This window comes from Streptomyces sp. NPDC021100, from assembly GCF_044333095.1.
In the GTDB taxonomy this organism is placed as follows: Bacteria; Actinomycetota; Actinomycetes; order Streptomycetales; family Streptomycetaceae; genus Streptomyces.
Genome location: NZ_JBIRQH010000010.1, coordinates 1 through 15,698 on the forward strand (window position 1 = coordinate 1; position 15,698 = coordinate 15,698).

The 15,698-nt window shown below is 75.6% G+C and carries 11 protein-coding genes and 1 pseudogene; 4 read left to right on the forward strand and 8 right to left on the reverse strand.

The window, feature by feature from the left end; translation table 11 throughout:
- Positions 1-426 precede the first annotated feature (426 nt).
- Positions 427-804 (forward strand): hypothetical protein, encoded by a 378-nt coding sequence (locus ACH4PU_RS19225; protein ID WP_398273043.1) that lies wholly within the window; start codon positions 427-429, stop codon positions 802-804.
- A 45-nt stretch (positions 805-849) separates the two neighbouring features.
- Here the strand turns inward: ACH4PU_RS19225 and rbsK are convergent, their stop codons facing one another.
- From rbsK to ACH4PU_RS19245, 4 genes and pseudogenes are all read right to left on the reverse strand, one after another.
- Positions 850-1,815 (reverse strand): ribokinase, encoded by a 966-nt coding sequence (gene rbsK / locus ACH4PU_RS19230; RefSeq protein ID WP_398273045.1) that lies wholly within the window; start codon positions 1,813-1,815, stop codon positions 850-852.
- Between the two features lie 131 nt (positions 1,816-1,946).
- Positions 1,947-3,844, reverse strand: a pseudogene (locus ACH4PU_RS19235) (substrate-binding domain-containing protein).
- Entirely contained in the window at positions 3,834-5,486 is a 1,653-nt protein-coding gene (locus tag ACH4PU_RS19240) for a sugar ABC transporter ATP-binding protein (protein WP_398273047.1), read from the reverse strand. Before ACH4PU_RS19240 ends, ACH4PU_RS19235 begins: the two are co-directional and overlap by 11 nt.
- Before the next feature lie 75 nt (positions 5,487-5,561).
- Positions 5,562-6,557, reverse strand: coding sequence for a LacI family DNA-binding transcriptional regulator (locus ACH4PU_RS19245; protein WP_398273049.1), 996 nt, complete (start codon positions 6,555-6,557; stop codon positions 5,562-5,564).
- A gap of 133 nt (positions 6,558-6,690) precedes the next feature.
- Here ACH4PU_RS19245 and ACH4PU_RS19250 point away from each other — a divergent pair, with 133 nt between their 5' ends.
- Complete coding sequence (locus tag ACH4PU_RS19250; protein WP_398273051.1) at positions 6,691-7,008, forward strand: excalibur calcium-binding domain-containing protein; 318 nt, start codon at positions 6,691-6,693, stop codon at positions 7,006-7,008.
- A gap of 72 nt (positions 7,009-7,080) precedes the next feature.
- Here ACH4PU_RS19250 and ACH4PU_RS19255 read toward each other — a convergent pair whose 3' ends face one another.
- Entirely contained in the window at positions 7,081-9,894 is a 2,814-nt protein-coding gene (locus ACH4PU_RS19255) for an AAA family ATPase (RefSeq protein WP_398273053.1), read from the reverse strand.
- Between the two features lie 273 nt (positions 9,895-10,167).
- On the reverse strand, positions 10,168-11,169 hold the full coding sequence (locus tag ACH4PU_RS19260; RefSeq protein ID WP_398273055.1) for a hypothetical protein: 1,002 nt from the start codon (positions 11,167-11,169) through the stop codon (positions 10,168-10,170).
- A gap of 772 nt (positions 11,170-11,941) precedes the next feature.
- On the opposite strand from ACH4PU_RS19260, the gene ACH4PU_RS19265 reads away from it, so the two are divergent.
- Entirely contained in the window at positions 11,942-12,502 is a 561-nt protein-coding gene (locus ACH4PU_RS19265; RefSeq protein WP_398273057.1) for a superoxide dismutase family protein, read from the forward strand.
- A 96-nt stretch (positions 12,503-12,598) separates the two neighbouring features.
- On the opposite strand, the gene ACH4PU_RS19270 is transcribed toward ACH4PU_RS19265, so the two are convergent.
- Positions 12,599-12,844, reverse strand: coding sequence for a hypothetical protein (locus ACH4PU_RS19270; protein ID WP_398273059.1), 246 nt, complete (start codon positions 12,842-12,844; stop codon positions 12,599-12,601).
- A gap of 355 nt (positions 12,845-13,199) precedes the next feature.
- Here ACH4PU_RS19270 and ACH4PU_RS19275 point away from each other — a divergent pair, with 355 nt between their 5' ends.
- Positions 13,200-14,756 carry an alpha/beta hydrolase gene (locus tag ACH4PU_RS19275; protein ID WP_398273477.1) on the forward strand — a complete coding sequence of 519 codons (1,557 nt, stop codon included), beginning with the start codon at positions 13,200-13,202 and terminating at the stop codon, positions 14,754-14,756.
- A gap of 9 nt (positions 14,757-14,765) precedes the next feature.
- Here ACH4PU_RS19275 and ACH4PU_RS19280 read toward each other — a convergent pair whose 3' ends face one another.
- A complete protein-coding gene (locus ACH4PU_RS19280; protein ID WP_398273061.1) occupies positions 14,766-15,680 on the reverse strand; it encodes a LysR substrate-binding domain-containing protein in 915 nt (304 codons plus the stop codon).
- Between the last annotated feature and the right edge of the window lie 18 nt (positions 15,681-15,698).

Consider the following 15,698-nt stretch of genomic DNA (forward strand, 5'->3'; position numbering starts at 1 on the left):
GGGGGGGGGGGCGGGGGGCCCTGGGCCCCGGGGCCCCCCCCCCGGGGGGGGGGGGGGGGGGCCCCCCGGGGGGGGCGGGGGCCGGGGGGGGGGGCCCGGGGGGGGGGGGCCCCCCCCCCCCCCGACCCGGGTATCGGCGCTCCTCCGGACGGGCGCACTCGGTCCTCCTCCGCGTCGTCGGTCCACGGCCCATGCCTCAGACCCTCGGACCGGAGCGGGCCCCAACTGGCCCGAGGAGCACGGCTTTCGCCCCAATTCGCGTCCGGAACACCAGCCGTGACCGCGGCGGGCCGGGGCCGACCTTACGCGCCACCGCGCTTTTCCGCACGTCACCCCGTGCCGGTGCGAGGTGTGGCCGCCCGGTCCTCCGGCCGGGACCGCCGAATTCCGTGGACCGTCGCGCCGCGATCGTGTTCCACTGCGCTCATGAGTTTGTCGGTGGATGTCTTCCTCGTCGGGGAGGACGGCAGGATACGCGTACTGGAGGTGCCGGACGGATGCTCCGACCTGGCCGGATTCGAACGATGGCGGACCACGGTGTGGGGTTCGCAGGCGGTCCGTTCGTCGGGAGCCCGGTTCTTTCCGGTCCTCGCCGACGGTGACCTGCGGGTCGACGCCGACCAGGTGCGGGCCTTCAGACGAGAGTGCGCCGTGCTGCGCGAAAACCTGGAGGAGATCGTCGCCGGTGTGGAGCCAGGGATGGCGGCCGACAGACTCCGGGGCCAACTCCCCGCCCGGTTGGCGAACATCGAGGACGCCGCCCGGCGGGCGGAAGAGGTGGGCGGCGGCGTTCTGGTCTGGTGACGCGCGCCCGCTGCCGCCGGCCCACGAGCCCCGGGCGCCTCGCCCCTACCTCTCCTCTCCCGCCGACGGCAGTTCGTCCGCCGTCGGGTACGACGGCTGGGCCCCCGGCTTCGTCACCGCCGCCGCGCCGACCCGTACGGCGAACCGGGCCGCGTCCGTCAGGGACGCACCGCTCGCCAGCCGGGCGGCCAGGGCGCCGGTGAAGGCGTCGCCGGCGCCCGTGGTGTCCACGGGCCGGACGGGGACGCCGGGGACGGTCACCGGCTCGGTGGCGTCGGCGTCCAAGGCCAGGGCGCCGGCGCCGCCCAGGGTGACGACGACGGAACGGGCGCCCCGGTCGCGCAGGGCGCGGGCCCAGGCGGCCGGGTCGTCGGTGTCGTCCGGCGCTCCGGAGAGGTGCCGGGCCTCGTGCTCGTTGACGACCAAGGGGTCGGCCGCCGCGAGCAGGTCGCGGCCGAGCTCCGGCGGTACGGGGGAGGGGTTGAGCACGACCCGCGTCCCGGTCTCCGCCGCGAGGACGGCGGCGGCCCGGACGGTCTCGGCGGGGATCTCCCACTGGAGCGAGACCACCGACGCGGCGGCGACGAGCGGCCGGGCCGCCGCCACGTCGTCCGGTGCGAGGCGGGAGTTGGCGCCGGGGGAGACGATGATGGTGTTGTCGCCGTCCGCACCGACGACGATCATCGCCGTGCCCGTCCTGGTCTCCGGGAGGACGCGCACGTGCGCGGTGTCGGCGCCGGCCGCCCGCTGCGCGTCCAGCAGCAGCTCGCCGTACGCGTCGTCACCGACCGCCGCCAGCAGGGCCGTCCGGGCGCCGAGGCGGGCGGCCGCCGCGGCCTGGTTGGCGCCCTTGCCGCCGGCCGACTCCACCAGGTCCGTGCCGAGCACGGTCTCGCCGGGGCCGGGACGGCGGTCCACCCTGACCGTCAGGTCGGCGTTGGCCGAACCGATCACCAGGACGTCGTACGCCCGGTCGTCACCGTTGCCGTTGCCTTCGCTGTCGTTCCTCATCACGTCTCCGGTTTCCGATCCTTCGTGTTCTCTCGCGCCGTCACGCTCCGGGCGCCGCCGCACGCGTCCATGATCACCCGCTTCCTCGGCGGGCCGGCCGCTGCCCCGGCCCCTTCCCGCCGCGCGCGACCTCAGCCGCCGAACTCCGCCGCGTTCTTCCGCGTCACCGGCACCACCGGCACCTTCACCAGGTCCGGCAGCCGCTCGCCCCGCGCCGCGCGCAGCGCCCGGTCCACCGCCTGCCGGCCCAGCAGCTCGGGCTGCTGGGCGATGGTCGCCGTCAGGACGCCGTCGCGCACCGCCGCGATCCCGTCCGGGGTGCCGTCGAACCCGACGACCTTCACCTTCCCGCCCGCCGAGGCGCCCAGCGCCTTGGCCGCGCCGAGCGCCATCTCGTCGTTGGCGGCGAAGACGCCGGTCACGTCCCGGTGCGCCTGGAGGAGGTTGGCCATCACGTCCATGCCCTTCGCGCGGTCGAAGTCGGCGGGCTGCCGGGCGACGACCTCGATGCCCGGGAACGCCCGGACGCCCTCCTCGAACCCCTTCCCGCGCTCGCGGGCGGCGGAGGTGCCGGGCTGCCCCTCCAGGACGACGACCCGGCCCCGGCCGCCCAGGGCCGCGGCCAGTGACCGCGCCGCCTGCCGGCCGCCCTCGACGTTGTCGGAGGCGATCGTGGTGGCCAGGCGGCCGCCGTTCACCCCGCGGTCGATGGAGACGACCGGGACGTCCGCCCGGTTGGCGACGCCCACGGCGGGCACGGCCGCGTCGGAGTCCACCGGGTTGATGATGGCGGCCTTGACGTTCTGGCTGGTGAACGTCTCGATCTGGTTGATCTGCTGGGTCGGGTCGTTCTGCGCGTCCGTGATGTTGATCTTCAGTCCGCGGGCCTTCGCTTCCGCCTGGGCGCCCTTCTTGATGCCGACGAAGAACGGGTTGTTCAAGGTCGACAGGGCCAGGCCGAGGTCGGTGTTCCCGCCCCGGTCGCAGCCGGTGGTCCCCAGCCCCAGGCCCAGGACCAGCAGGACGGCCGCCGACGCCGCGCCCCGCCGCCTCACCGGGCGCTCCGCCGGCGCAGCGTGTCCAGCAGTACGGCCACCGCGATGACCAGGCCCGTGGCCACCTGCTGCCAGAAGGCCGACACGCTCAGCAGGTTGAGGCCGTTCCGCAGCACCGCCAGGATCAGGGCGCCGATCAGCGTCCCGGACGCCTTGCCCGAACCGCCCGACAGGCTCGCACCGCCGATCACGACCGCGGCGATGGCGTCGAGCTCGTACCCCGTCGCCGCCTGCGGCTGCGCGGACGTCAGCCGGGCGGCCAGCACGATCCCGGAGACCGCGGCGAACAGCCCGGACAGCGCGTACACGACGAGCTTGCGCCGCTTGACGTCGATGCCCGACAGCCGCGCCGCCTCCTCGTTGCCGCCGATCGCGAACATCGCCCGGCCCGTGTACGTCCGCGCCAGCACCAGCGCCGCCAGCAGCCCCATCGCCCCCATCACCAGCACCGGGACCGGCAGCCAACCGGCGAGCGTGTCCCCGAGGTGGTTCACCGCCGACGGGAAGGCGATCGGCGAACCGCCCGATATGACCAGCGACAGCCCTCGGGTCACCGACAGCATCGCCAGCGTCGCGATGAACGCCGGCAGCCGCCCGTACGCCACCAGCGCGCCCGACACCAGGCCCGCCGCCACCCCGACGGCCAGGCCCAGCAGCAGCGCCACCGGCACGGGGAGCCCCTTCGACGTGGCCGCCCAGGCGGTCACCGTCGCGGACAGCGCCGCCACCGAGCCGACCGACAGGTCGATGCCCGCCGAGACGATCACGAACGTCACCCCGAAGGCGAGGATCGCCGTCACCGACGCCTGCACGCCCACGTTGAGCAGGTTGCGTCCGTGCAGGAAGTCCCGGGACAGCACCGCCATCACCGTCACCAGGGCGACCAGCCCGCCCAGCGGGCCGTTGCGCAGCACCGCCCTGGTGAACCACTCCGCCGGGGCCGCCCCCGGCGCCCGTACCGCCTCAGCCGACATCGGAGCCCTCCATCGCGCTCTCGTTCCCTGTTCCCACGCCGGTTTCCGGGCGGGTCTCCGTGCCCGTGCCGGGTCCCGTGCCGTCCGCGTGCCGGACGGCCAGCTCCATCACCGCGTCCTGCGCGGCCGGCCCCTGGTCGCCGCCCGGCACCTCGCCGGCCACCCGGCCCCGCGCCATCACCAGCACCCGGTCGCTCATCCCGAGCACCTCGGGCAGGTCGCTGGAGACCATCAGCACCCCGCAGCCCGCCGCCGTCAGCTCGTTGACGAGCCGGTAGATCTCCACCTTGGCGCCGACGTCGACGCCGCGCGTCGGCTCGTCCAGGATCAGCAGCCGCACGCCGGCCAGCAGCCACTTGCCGATGACGACCTTCTGCTGGTTGCCGCCCGACAGCGTCCGCGCCGGCTGCTCCAGCCCGCTCATCCGCACCTTGAGCCGGCCGGCCACGGCCGCCGCCTCCCGGCGCTGCGCCCGCCGGTCCACGAACCCCGCCCGGGTGTCCCGGTCCAGCCGGGCCAGCGTCAGGTTGTCGTGCAGCGGCGCGTCCAGCAGCAGGCCCTGTGCCTTGCGGTCCTCGGGGACGAGGCCGACGCCCGCCCGCATCGCGGCCCGTACGTCGCCCGGGCGCAGCACCCGGCCGTCCACCTCCACGGACCCGGCCGTGTACCGGTCGACGCCGAACACCGCCCGCGCCACCTCGGTGCGGCCCGCGCCCACCAGCCCGGCCAGGCCGACGACCTCCCCGGCGCGCACCTCGAGGTCCACGTCCTCGAAGCCGGGCGCTCCGTCCGCGCCCCGCCGGGTGAGTCCGCGGACGCGCAGCAGGGGCGCGCCGGGCGGGGTGCGGCGGCGCGGGTACTGCTCGGTGATGTCCCGGCCGACCATCAGCCGGATCAGCTCGTCCTCCGGCGTCGACGCCGGCACCTCCGCGACGCTCCGGCCGTCCCGGAGAACGGTCACCCGGTCGCCGAGTGCCGCGATCTCCTCCAGGTGGTGGGTGATGAACACGATGCCGACGCCGCTGTCGCGGAGTTCGCGGACGATGCCGAAGAGGGTCGCCACCTCCTCGGAGGTGAGGACCGCGGTCGGCTCGTCCATGATCAGCACCCGGGCGTCCAGGCTCAGCGCCTTGGCGATCTCCACCATCTGCAGCGCGGCGATGCCCAGGCCGGCGACCGGCGCGGTCGGCGGGACGCGCAGCCGCACCCGGTCGAGGAGGCGGGCGGCGCGCTCGTTCATCGTCCGCCGGTCCACCAGGCCGAGGCGGGTGCGCGGCTGCCGGCCCAGGAAGACGTTCTCGGCCACGGTCAGGCCGGGCACCAGGTTGAACTCCTGGTGGATGGTGGCGATCCCGAGCCGCTCGGCGTCCTGCGCCGAACGGATCGCCACCTCGTGGCCGTCGACGAGGACCCGGCCGGTGTCGGGGCGGTGGGCGCCGGCGAGCATCTTGATCAGCGTGCTCTTGCCGGCCCCGTTCTCCCCGAGCAGGACGTGCACCTCGCCGGCGAGCAGCCGCAGGTCCACGCCGTCCAGCGCCTTCACACCGGGGAATGCCTTGGTCACCCCCTCCACGCGGAGCAACTCCGTGCGTCCGGGCGGTGCTTCGCGGCCGTCCCGCGCGTCGTCATTGACGCCGGTCATACGCCTCTCCTCGTCGTTGGGTGGGGGTGTGTCGTGCTGTCGCCGGAGTGCTGCCTCCGGAGCACGCGCCGCCGGTCACGCCGGTTCGCCGCAGGAGCGGCGCACCACCAGCCGGGCCGGCAGCAGCACCGAGCCGGCCGGGCGGCCCTCGACGCGCTCCAGCAGGGTGTGCACCGCCGCCCGCCCCAACTCCCGCGTCGGCTGGGCGACGGCCGTCAGCGGCGGATCGGTGTGCGCGAACCAGGCCACGTCGTCGAACGACACCAGCGCCACGTCGTCCGGGATCCGCAGGCCGCGCGCCCGGATCTCGTCCAGCGCGCCCAGCGCCATCAGGTTGTCGGCGGCGAGCACGGCGTCCGGCGGTTCCGGCAGGTCGAGCAGGTCCCGCATGACGCGGCGGCCCCCGGCCGGCGTCATGTCCGGCGACCCGACGGCGCGCTCCGGCGGCAGCGCGACGCCGTGCGCGGCGAGAGCCGACCGGAAGCACTCCAGCCGCTCGTCCCCGACGGGCGTACCGGCCGGCGCGACGATCACGGCCGGGCGGTGGCGCCCCAACGCGGCGAGATGCGCGGCCAGTTCGGTGAGCGCGGCCCGCCCCTCGGCGCGGACGCAGGGCGCCGCCACGCCGGGCACCGACCGGTCCAGCAGGACGAGCGGGGTGTCGGAGGCGACGATCTCGCGCAGCACCTCCGAACCGGTGCCGGCGGAGCTGACCATCAGCCCGTCGATACGGCGGTCGAGGAGGGTGCGGAGCTGGTCGTCCTGCTGCTCCGGGCTCTCCCCGGCGTTGCCGATGATCAGGCTGTAGCCGAGCCGGCGGGCCTCCTGCTCGACGGCGTCGGCCAGCTCGGTGAAGAAGGGGTTCCGCAGATCGCTGATGACCAGCCCCAACGTCCTCGTCCGCGCCGTCCGCAGCGCCCGCGCCACCACATTGGGCCGGTACCCGAGCTCGGCGACGGCGGCGAGGACACGGTCCCGGGTCGCGGCCACGGGGGACCGGCCGTTGAGCACCCGCGACACGGTGGCGACGGAGACACCGGCCCGGTCGGCCACGTCCTTGATGGTCGCCATGGCGGGGCCTCCGTCGTGTAATCGATTTCGTGCGCGTTGACGGGGTCAGGTAATCGATTACACGACGGTGGCGTCAAGATACCTCGAGAGTGGCGCACGTCACATGACCTGCGAGGGGGGAGGGGTTGGAGTGATGCAAGTGACCTGTGGGAGCCGCAAAGGTCGGCACCGGCCGGGGAACGGACCCGAGAAATCCGAGGAGCCGGAGGAATCCGGGGGCCCGGACGACTCCGAGGACCCGGCGTCCGCGTCCGGCGGCGCCGACCGCGTGCCCGGCGGGAGCCGTACGGAGTCCGGGGAGGGCGGAGGGAGGACGGGCACGACGTACTACCGGAACTGCGCGGCGGCCCGCGCCGCCGGCGCCGCCCCCGTACACCGGGGCGAGCCCGGCTACGGTGCGCACCTCGACCGCGACGGCGACGGGATCGGGTGCGAGGGTCGCCACCGCTGACCGGGGCGGGCGCCGCTGATCCGGGGGGCGTGCGCCCCGCGTGCCCGCCTCCGCCCGGCCGCCGCCCGGTCGTCAGGGCGGCGGCGGGGGCGGCCGGCCCGGGACGTCGTCCCGCGCGCCGAGCGCGTCGCGCAGCATGGCGCGCGAGGTGATGCCCAGCTTCGGATAGATCCGGTACAGATGCGCGCCGACGGTGCGGTGCGAGAGGAAGAGGCGCTCGGCGATCTGCTTGTTGGGCAGGCCCGACGCGGCCAGGCGGGCGACCTCCCACTCCTGGGCGCTCAGTTCGGGGGCGTGCGCGGCGTCGGGTCTTCGCCTGCTCCAGCCCGCCGCGCGCAGCTCCTTCTCCGCCCGTTCGGCCCACGGCCGGGCGCCCAGGTCCTCGAAGGTCGCCAGGGCGGCGCGCAGAACCACCCTGGACTCCGCCGTGGCCCGGGCCCTGCGCAGCCGCTCGCCGTAGGCGAGCCGGACCCGGGCCCGGTCGAAGCGCCACCGGTCGCTCCCGGGAATGGCCAGCGCCAGGGCGAAGAGGCGGCGCGCCTCCTCGTCGTCCTCCGTGCACAGGGCGGCCGACGCCTCCACCAGCATGGCGTGCCGGGAGGACAACGCGGCGACGTCGGCGTCCCGCAGGGCGCGGACGTGGGCGGCGGCCTCCGCGCGCCGCCCGCTCCGGACGGCGGCCTCCACGAGGTGCGCGGCCACCCACAGCGCGTGGGGGACGTGCGATGCCAGCGTGCCGGCCGGGCTGACCGCCGCCGCGTGGTCGTAGGCGAGCGCGAAGTCCCCGCGGCCCAGGGACGCCACGGCCGCGGCGTGGTGAGCGTAGTGCGCGGCGCAGGGCGCGCCGTGGCGCGCGGCCCAGCCGATCACGGCCTCGGCCGTCGCGAGACTCTCGTCCGCCTGCCCGCGGGCGCCGAGGACGATGGCCGTGACGTACCGGAAGTACCAGGCGAAGGCGCGGTACCCGTGCTCCTCGCACGCCCGGAGCCCCTCCCGGGCGAGCTCCAGCGCCTCGTCCCAGCCGCCGGTGAGGTAGTCGTCCAGGCACAGGTGGATGAGCGCGGAGATGTATCGCCGGGCGGGGCCGCCGTCCCGCCCCTTCCGTACCACCTGCCACGCCGCTTCGCGGACCTCGCCGAGGCGGTCGAGGTAGAGGGCTCCCGTGCCCACGCGGGTGATCCGCACAGGGTCGGCCTCGCCGCCCAGGGAGTCCATCAGGACGTCGAGTTGCGCGTGCGCCGCCGCCCCGGTGCGCGCGGGATCGGAGAACGTCCGTCCCAGGACGGCCAGGATGGCCGGGGGTTCGGGGGTGAGGCGCTCCACGACCCGGTGGTAGGAGCGCCACAGGCCGGGCCGGGCACCGAAGAAGCAGATCACGGCCAGTACGTGCAGCGCGTCGACGAGCGCCTTGTCCTCCGCCCGGTACCCGTGCGCGGCGGCCGCGGACTCGACGGCGGAGTGCAGCAGACGGTGGGCCGTGGTCACGTCGCCGTCCCCGTTGAGGACGAGCAGGGCCGACGCCGTGGCGGAGTGCAGCGAGTCCTCGGCCTGCGGCGCGGCCCGGCGCGCGTCGTCCAGGAGCCGGCGGGCACTGGACAGGGCCCCGGTGGACTCGGCCCCCAGGTACGCCGCTTCCGCGAGGCGGCGCCCGCGGTGCGGTCCTTCGGGAGTGAGGGCCGCCGACCGGATCAGCGTCCGCATCGCCCCGGCGGCGTCCCCCCGGCGAAGGGCGAGACCCGCGGCCTGCTCCAGCAGCGCGGCGACCTCCTCGTCCGGCTCCAGGGTGGCCTCGCCCAGGTGCCACGCGCGGCGCTCGGGCCGGTCGGTCAGCACCCGGGCCAGCGCCGCGTGCACCGCGCGCCGTTCACCGCTGGGGGCCTGCCCCACCACGGCCGAGCGGATGAGGGGATGGCGGAACGTCAGCTTCCGGGTGCCCTCCTCGATGTGCACCAGCCGGGCGCGCTCGACCGGAGCGAGGTCCTCCAGGCCGTACCCGCGCCCGTCCCGGTCCGCTGCCGCCCGCAGGACGCCCAGGTCGCCGGTACCCTCCAGGGCCGCGATCAGGAGCACATGCCGGGTGGCGGCGGGCAGTTCGGCGACACGCGAACCGAACAGCGTCTCCAGCCGGCTGCTCAGGGGCAGGACGGCGGGGGAGTCCTCGGCGTCGGGCCGCAGGGCGGCCGGCAGCTCCAGCAGAGCCAACGGGTTGCCGCCCGCCTCGGCCAGCAGGCGGCGGCGCGCGCCGCGGGCGAGCCCGGGGAACCTGCTGCCGAGCAGCCGGGTCGCCGACTCCTCGTCGAGGGGCGGGAGTTCGTACGGGACCAGGGCGGCGCTGTACCCGCCGGGGCACGGCTCGCCGGAGCGCGCCGCCGCGACGAAGCTCATGCCCAGTCCGGTCACCCGGCGGGCGACGAAGGCGAGCACCCGGGCGCTGGCGCGGTCGACCCAGTGCAGGTCGTCGACGACGATCAGCAGCGGATCCCCGCCGGCGGCCGTCTGGAGGAGCCGCAGGACGGCGTTGGAGACGAGGAGCGGCTCCGGCGGCCGTCCGCCGTCGAAACCGAGCGCCGTGCGCAGGGCGTCGCGTAACGTGGCGTCGAGGACGTCGAGACCGCCGAGCAACGGGAAGAGGACCTGGTTCAGGCACGAGTAGCCGCAGCCGGCCTCGAACTCCACGCCGGCGGCCTTGAGTACCCGGGCACCGTCCGCGAGCGCCACCCCGGCGAGCTCGTCCAGTACGGCACTCTTCCCGACGCCCGCCTCCCCGGACAGCAGCAGCGCACCCCCACCGGTCCCGACGCGCAGCCGCGCGCGGAGCAGGCGCAGATCGGCTTCCCGGCCGATCAGCGCGTCCGCGACGGCGCCGGATGCACCCCTGTCCGCCACCACCGTTCCCCTCCCCGAGACCGCCCCCGCCACGCGCCGCCGGAGCCGCCCTTCGGCGAGGAGAGACCCTCCGCGCCGCCGCGAACGCTCCTGGCCGCGCCCAGTATGCCGGACGCGCGGGGTGGCGACGGCGGGGAGGAGTCCGGTTCCGGCGGGCACGGCGCGGCGCCCCCACTCTCCCGGAGGTGAGTGGGGGCGCGGCCGTTCGGCGACCGGGCGCGGCTACCGCGGGTTACGCACCCGGCGGTGCGTCCGCCCGGGAACCTCCCGGGATCAGAACTGCCGGGACTGCTTCCACAGGACGTATCCGCCCCAGGCCGTCGCCACCAGGTACGCCCGGTAGGCGTCCATCACGATCCGCGGGCCCCAGGGAGAGGTCTGACTCTGGGACTCGCGCACCCAGTTGAAGTGCGCGCCGCTGTCCGAGACGGTCTGCATGTGCAGCACGCCCGTTCCCTGCTGCCGGATGGCGACCTGGCCGAAACCGTTGGCCGAGATGCCGATGGCCGGGTGCGAGTCGGTGAGGACGCCGCCGAGGATCTCCCGGCCGTACCAGTTGCCCGATCCGTAGGGCAGGCGGATGACGTTCACCTGGTTGTCCGTGCCCCGGTAGGCCAGCAGGATGTGGTTGTTGTTGGTGCTGTAGGCCAGCGCCGGGGAGGAGTCGCTGGTCGCGCCGAAGGTGCGGGTCGGAAGGTCCCACTGGCCGTTCTGGGAGTTGTAGTACATCCCCCAGATCTCGTTGCTGTTGTAACCGCGGAAGGCCAGGTAGGCGCCGTTGTTGGGGGTGGCGGTGACGGCCACGGCGAGGCCGTCGAGCGTGCGGGCGCCGTTCGGGACCTGCCTCCAGTCGCCGCCGAACCGCGCGTACCGCTGGCCGTTGCCGCCCACCGCGACCGAGAGGGTGTTGTAGAAGACGAATCCGTTCGTGCCGGTGTGGAACAGCAGGAATTGGGCCTGCCCGCCCACGTAGACGATCTGGGGGCTCGCGTTGGTCTGGCCGGGCAGGGTCAGCGGTTGGCTGTGGTTGAGCGACAGGTACATGTTGCCGTTGCCGGCGCCGTGCCACACCTGGAAGAGGTCCCCGTTGGCGGCCCGGGCCTCGCCCAGGATGCCGTTCGCCGTGATGGGGGTGTTGCCCTCGATCTCGTTGGCCCACCGGGTGCTCTCACCGGGCTCCAGGGCGGACGCGGGGGAGTTGGAGACCAGGAGGACGGCGAACGCGGTCGTCACCGTGACCGCGAACAGCCGCCATTTGGCCAGGATGGAATGCATGGGTTTCCTCGGGGAGAGTCGTCACGGGGGTGGACGGCAGGGGCGACCGGGGAATGAGGGGGGCCGAGGCCGGGCGGTCCGCCGTGGGTCGTGAGCGGGCCGCCGGCGACGATTCCCCGGTCGCACGGGTGTTCCTGCCGGCGGGTGCCACTGTTCCCGACCGGTGGCTGTGTGGCATCAGTCATTTGACTGTCGGACGCAGCGCGTCCGACGGGCGGTCACCGTCTCGGCGGCGGTCGGAGGCCGGGGCCCGGCCGCGGCGCGCACTCGCGCGCGGCGCGGCCGGGCGCTCCGGCCCTTCCCGGGACCGTTCCGGCCACGCGGGCGGATCACTTCCCCCCGTCCCCCCACCCCCCGCGCGACCCGGAGCCCGTCCGGACGGCGCGCCGGGCGAGCGTGCCCGAGCGCCGGGCGCGCCGCCGCCCCGCCCGCGCGCCGGAATCCGCCCCTGTGCTCCGCACACCCGGAAGCGCCGGCGCCGCCCGCGTCTGACCGGACGTCCGGCGGGTAGCGGATCCGTGCCCCCTCCCTGTGTGTAAGCACCTTCGCGGCAGGGACCGGGGGCCCGTGAACGGCACGACGAACGACGGCGCGCTCTCCGGCCCGGGCCGGCCCGGATGCCGGACCCCTCGACGGACGCCACCGTGGACGGACGCCCTGTCGACGGGCGCCCCTCGACGGAAGCACGCGGATCGCCAGGGCTGCACGGCGGCGGGCCGGGACAGCGCCGGACACCGGTGAGGCGGGGCTCCCGCCGGGGAAGAGGAGAACCATGATCCGCGCATCCGCACTGGCCACCGTCGTTCTCACGGCGGTGTCCGCCGTCGGCGCCGGCCCCCGGCACGACGGGGTCACCGTCGACGACACCTTCCGTACACGATCGGGCGCCGCCGCCGTCACCTACGTGCCCGACGCCGTGCCCGAGGGCGCGCGGGTCCGGGTGGAAGAGCGTCCGGGGCACGGCGGGGGCACCCGGTTCGTCCTGCGCCTCCAGGGACTCCCCGCCGGGCGGACGTTCGGGGCGCATGCCCACCGCCGGGCGTGCGGGCCGAAGCCCGACGACGCGGGACCGCACTACCAGAACGTCAAGGATCCGGTGCAGCCGTCCGTCGACCCCGCCTACGCCAACCCCCGCAACGAGGTCTGGCTCGATCTCACCACCGACGCCCACGGCGCCGCCCGCGCCGAGACGACGGTCTCCTGGCGCGTCCGCCCGGGCGAGGCCCGTTCGGTGGTCCTCCACGAACACGCCACCGACACCCGCGCCGGCCACGCCGGCACGGCGGGGGCGCGGCTGGCCTGCGTCACGGTGCCGTTCGGAGCGAAGGGCTGAGCTTCGTCGCCGACGGTTCCCGAGCGCCGAGCGCGGCGCGGTCCGGAGCCGGCCCGGCCGGACGGCGGAAATGCCGGACGGGCCCCGGACCGCGTGTCACGCCGCGTGCCGGCGACGCCGGCCGACGCGCTCCCCGGGGGCGCCGGACGAGCCGGGCGCCTCGGAGGGGAGATCCCGCACGACGCTGAGGTGACGTTTCGCGGGCGCGAGACGGGGCGTGCCCGCGTCGGGCGTACCCGCGTCGGGTGTTCGCGCCTCACCCAGCATCCGGTCCTCGTATCCCGACAGGACGAAGATGAGGCCGAGGAGCAGGGGAGGGATGAGCAGGGCGGTGAAAACCACGGGGGACTCCTTCCCGGAAGGCCGTCCCTGCCCGTGTTGCCTTCCTCGGCGAGCGGAAACCCCACACCGCCCGTCCCGCGCACACGCCGATTCCCCTGAATGAGGTAGCGCGGGACATAGGCGATGACCGGTATCGCCCGAATGGCTGAACCACTTCCGGTCAGCCACTCCGACGACGACACCCGGTTGCTCCACGGCCGCCGCCGCGCCGCCGCGCCGCCCGCCCGGATCAGCCGCGTATCCGGTGAGTAGGGACAACCCCCCTCCCCGCACACCGGCCGACCCGATGGCACCCCTCCCATCCGCCTCCCTAGGGTCGTTGCTCATCTCCCTCCCCCTCACCACCTGGAGCACCATGCGCGGCCTACCCCTGCTCGCCGCCGGCCTCGGCCTGACCGGACTCCTAGGCGGCGCCCCGCCCGCCGGCGCCGCCGCACCCGCCGCGGCGGCCCGGCCCGCCCCGGCCCCGCCCCCACTCACCTGGCACCCCTGCCCGGCCGAGCGGAAAGACCTGGTCGCCGCCGGAGCGGAGTGCGCTTCGCTGCCCGTTCCCCTCGACCACGCCGACCCGGGCGGCCGGACGATCCGGATCGCGCTCTCCCGGGTGAGGGCCAAGGACCCGGCGCACCGGCGGGGCATCCTGCTCTCCAACCCCGGCGGCCCCGGCGGAACGGGCCTGACCACCACCCTGGAGCTGCGGAAGACCCTCAAGGGCGTGGCCGACCGCTACGACCTGATCGGCTTCGACCCCCGGTTCCTCGGCGGCAGCACCCCCCTCCACTGCGCCCCGGCCGGTCCCGCCGCCCCGCCCCGGCCCGTCACCTCGCCCCGCGCCGACTTCGAGGACGGCGTGCGGCGCTCCCGGTCGACCGCCGAGCGCTGTGCCCGCCCCGCCGGCAACACCGCGCTGCTCCCGTACGCCACCACCCGCGACGTCGCCCGCGACATGGACGCGATCCGCGCCGCGCTCGGCGCGCCGAAACTCTCGTACTACGGGGTCTCCTACGGCGCCGACCTGGGCGCCGTCTACACCCAGCTGTTCCCGCGCCGGGTGGACCGCCTCGTCATCGACTCCTCCACCGACCCCGACGCCACCCAGTACGAGCTGTTCCGCCGCTCGGGCGCGCCGCTGGAACGCGGGCTCGACGCGTGGGCGGCCTGGACCGCCCGGCACGCGGACATCTACCGGCTCGGCCGCACCGGCCCCGAGGTGCGCGCCACCGTGGAGCGGCTGCTCGCCGGAGCCGAGCGGCGGCCCGTGCCCGTCGGCCGCGCCCGGCTCGGCGCGCCGCTGCTGCGGCTGGTCCTGCGGCAGTTCGTCCAGCACCAGGAGGACGACCCGGCCCTCGCCCGTACCGTCCGCACCCTCGTCGACGCGGCGGCCGGCCGGCCGGTCGAGCCCGGCGCGGAACTCGCCGGACTGCTCGCCTTCCTCGAAACGCCGGAAGCGCAGGACGGGTTGAACGGCGGCGCCCTCTTCATGTGCGGCGACGGCGGCTGGCCCGCGGGCGGCTGGCCCGCCGACCCGGAGGCGTACTGGCGGAACATCGTCCGCGGCCGGGCCGCCCAGCCGGTCTTCGGCCCGCTCGTCAACGACATGACGGCCCCCTGCGCGTTCTGGAAGACCCGCCCCCGGGAGCCCGCCACCCGGATCGCCAACGACGTGCCCGTCCTGATGCTCCAGGCCCGCCGGGACGGCAACGTCCCCTACGACGGCGCCCTCGCCCTGCACCGCAAGCTCGCCGGCTCACGTCTGGTGACGGCGGACATCCGGTCCCACGGCGTCTACGGCCGCGGCGCCGAGGGCCGAACGGCCGTCCCCTGCGCCGACCGGCTCGTCAACGCCTATCTGGACGGAGGGCGGCTCCCCGCGGCGGACGTCACCTGTCCCGTGCCCCCGCCTGCCCGGTGACGGGCCGGATCACGACGCCGACAGCGACCCCGCCACCTCGCCCAGCGCCTCCAGCACCGGACGGATCAGCGGATGCCGCTCCGCGCCCCGGCGGACGGCGGCGAAGACGCGGCGGGTGGGTGTGACGCCCTCGACGGGACGCACCACGACGTCTTTGAGGTTCATGCCCGACAGCGCCGAGCGCGGCACGAGAGCCACCCCCGCGCCCGCCCCGGCGAGCGCCGCGACCGCCCGGAAGTCGTCCGAGGAGTGCGCCAACCGGGGCTGGAATCCGGCCAGTTCACAGGCCAGGACCGTCATGTCGTGGCACGGGTTGCCGGGGTAGGGGGCGATCCAGTCGCTGTCGGCGAGCTCGTCGAGGCGCACGTGCGGCTCGCCGGCCAGCGGATGGGAGGTGTGCAGCACCGCGTCGAACGGCTCGGCGTAGAGCGGGACGCGGACCAGCCGCAGGTCGTCCTCGTGCGGCGCGCCCCGGTACTCGACGGCCAGGGCGACGTCCGCGACCCCGTCCATGACCAGCGGCAGGCTCTCGTCGCCCTCCGCGTCGCGGACCCGGAGCCGGATGCCGGGGTGGCGCCCGGCGAGGAGCGCGATCACCGGCGCCAGCACCTCCGCGATGCCGGTGGCGAAGGCCGCGACGGTGAGCTCGCCCGCGGTGCCGTCCGCGTAGGCGGCGAGCTCGGCCTCGGCCCGCTCCAGCTGGGCCACCACCCGGTGGGCGTGGCCGAGCAGGATCTCCCCGGCCGGGGTGAGCCGCACGCCCCGGCCGCTGCGGGTCAGCAGCACATGGCCGGTCTCCTGCTCCAGGGCGGCGAGCTGCTGGGAGACGGCGGACGGGGTGAGGTACAGCGCGGCGGCCGCGGCGGTCACCGTACGGTGGTCCGCCACGGCCCGCAGGACGCGCAGTCGCCGGGGGTCGATCACCCGGCCAATTTTGCCAGG

Bases quoted from the DNA above. Each gene is read 5' to 3' on its own strand.
- ACH4PU_RS19225 (WP_398273043.1), top strand. From the start codon at position 427: ATGAGTTTGTCGGTGGATGTCTTCCTCGTCGGGGAGGACGGCAGGATA.
- rbsK (WP_398273045.1), bottom strand. From the start codon at position 1,815: ATGAGGAACGACAGCGAAGGCAACGGCAACGGTGACGACCGGGCGTAC.
- ACH4PU_RS19240 (WP_398273047.1), bottom strand. From the start codon at position 5,486: ATGACCGGCGTCAATGACGACGCGCGGGACGGCCGCGAAGCACCGCCC.
- ACH4PU_RS19245 (WP_398273049.1), bottom strand. From the start codon at position 6,557: ATGGCGACCATCAAGGACGTGGCCGACCGGGCCGGTGTCTCCGTCGCC.
- ACH4PU_RS19250 (WP_398273051.1), top strand. From the start codon at position 6,691: ATGCAAGTGACCTGTGGGAGCCGCAAAGGTCGGCACCGGCCGGGGAAC.
- ACH4PU_RS19260 (WP_398273055.1), bottom strand. From the start codon at position 11,169: ATGCATTCCATCCTGGCCAAATGGCGGCTGTTCGCGGTCACGGTGACG.
- ACH4PU_RS19265 (WP_398273057.1), top strand. From the start codon at position 11,942: ATGATCCGCGCATCCGCACTGGCCACCGTCGTTCTCACGGCGGTGTCC.
- ACH4PU_RS19275 (WP_398273477.1), top strand. From the start codon at position 13,200: ATGCGCGGCCTACCCCTGCTCGCCGCCGGCCTCGGCCTGACCGGACTC.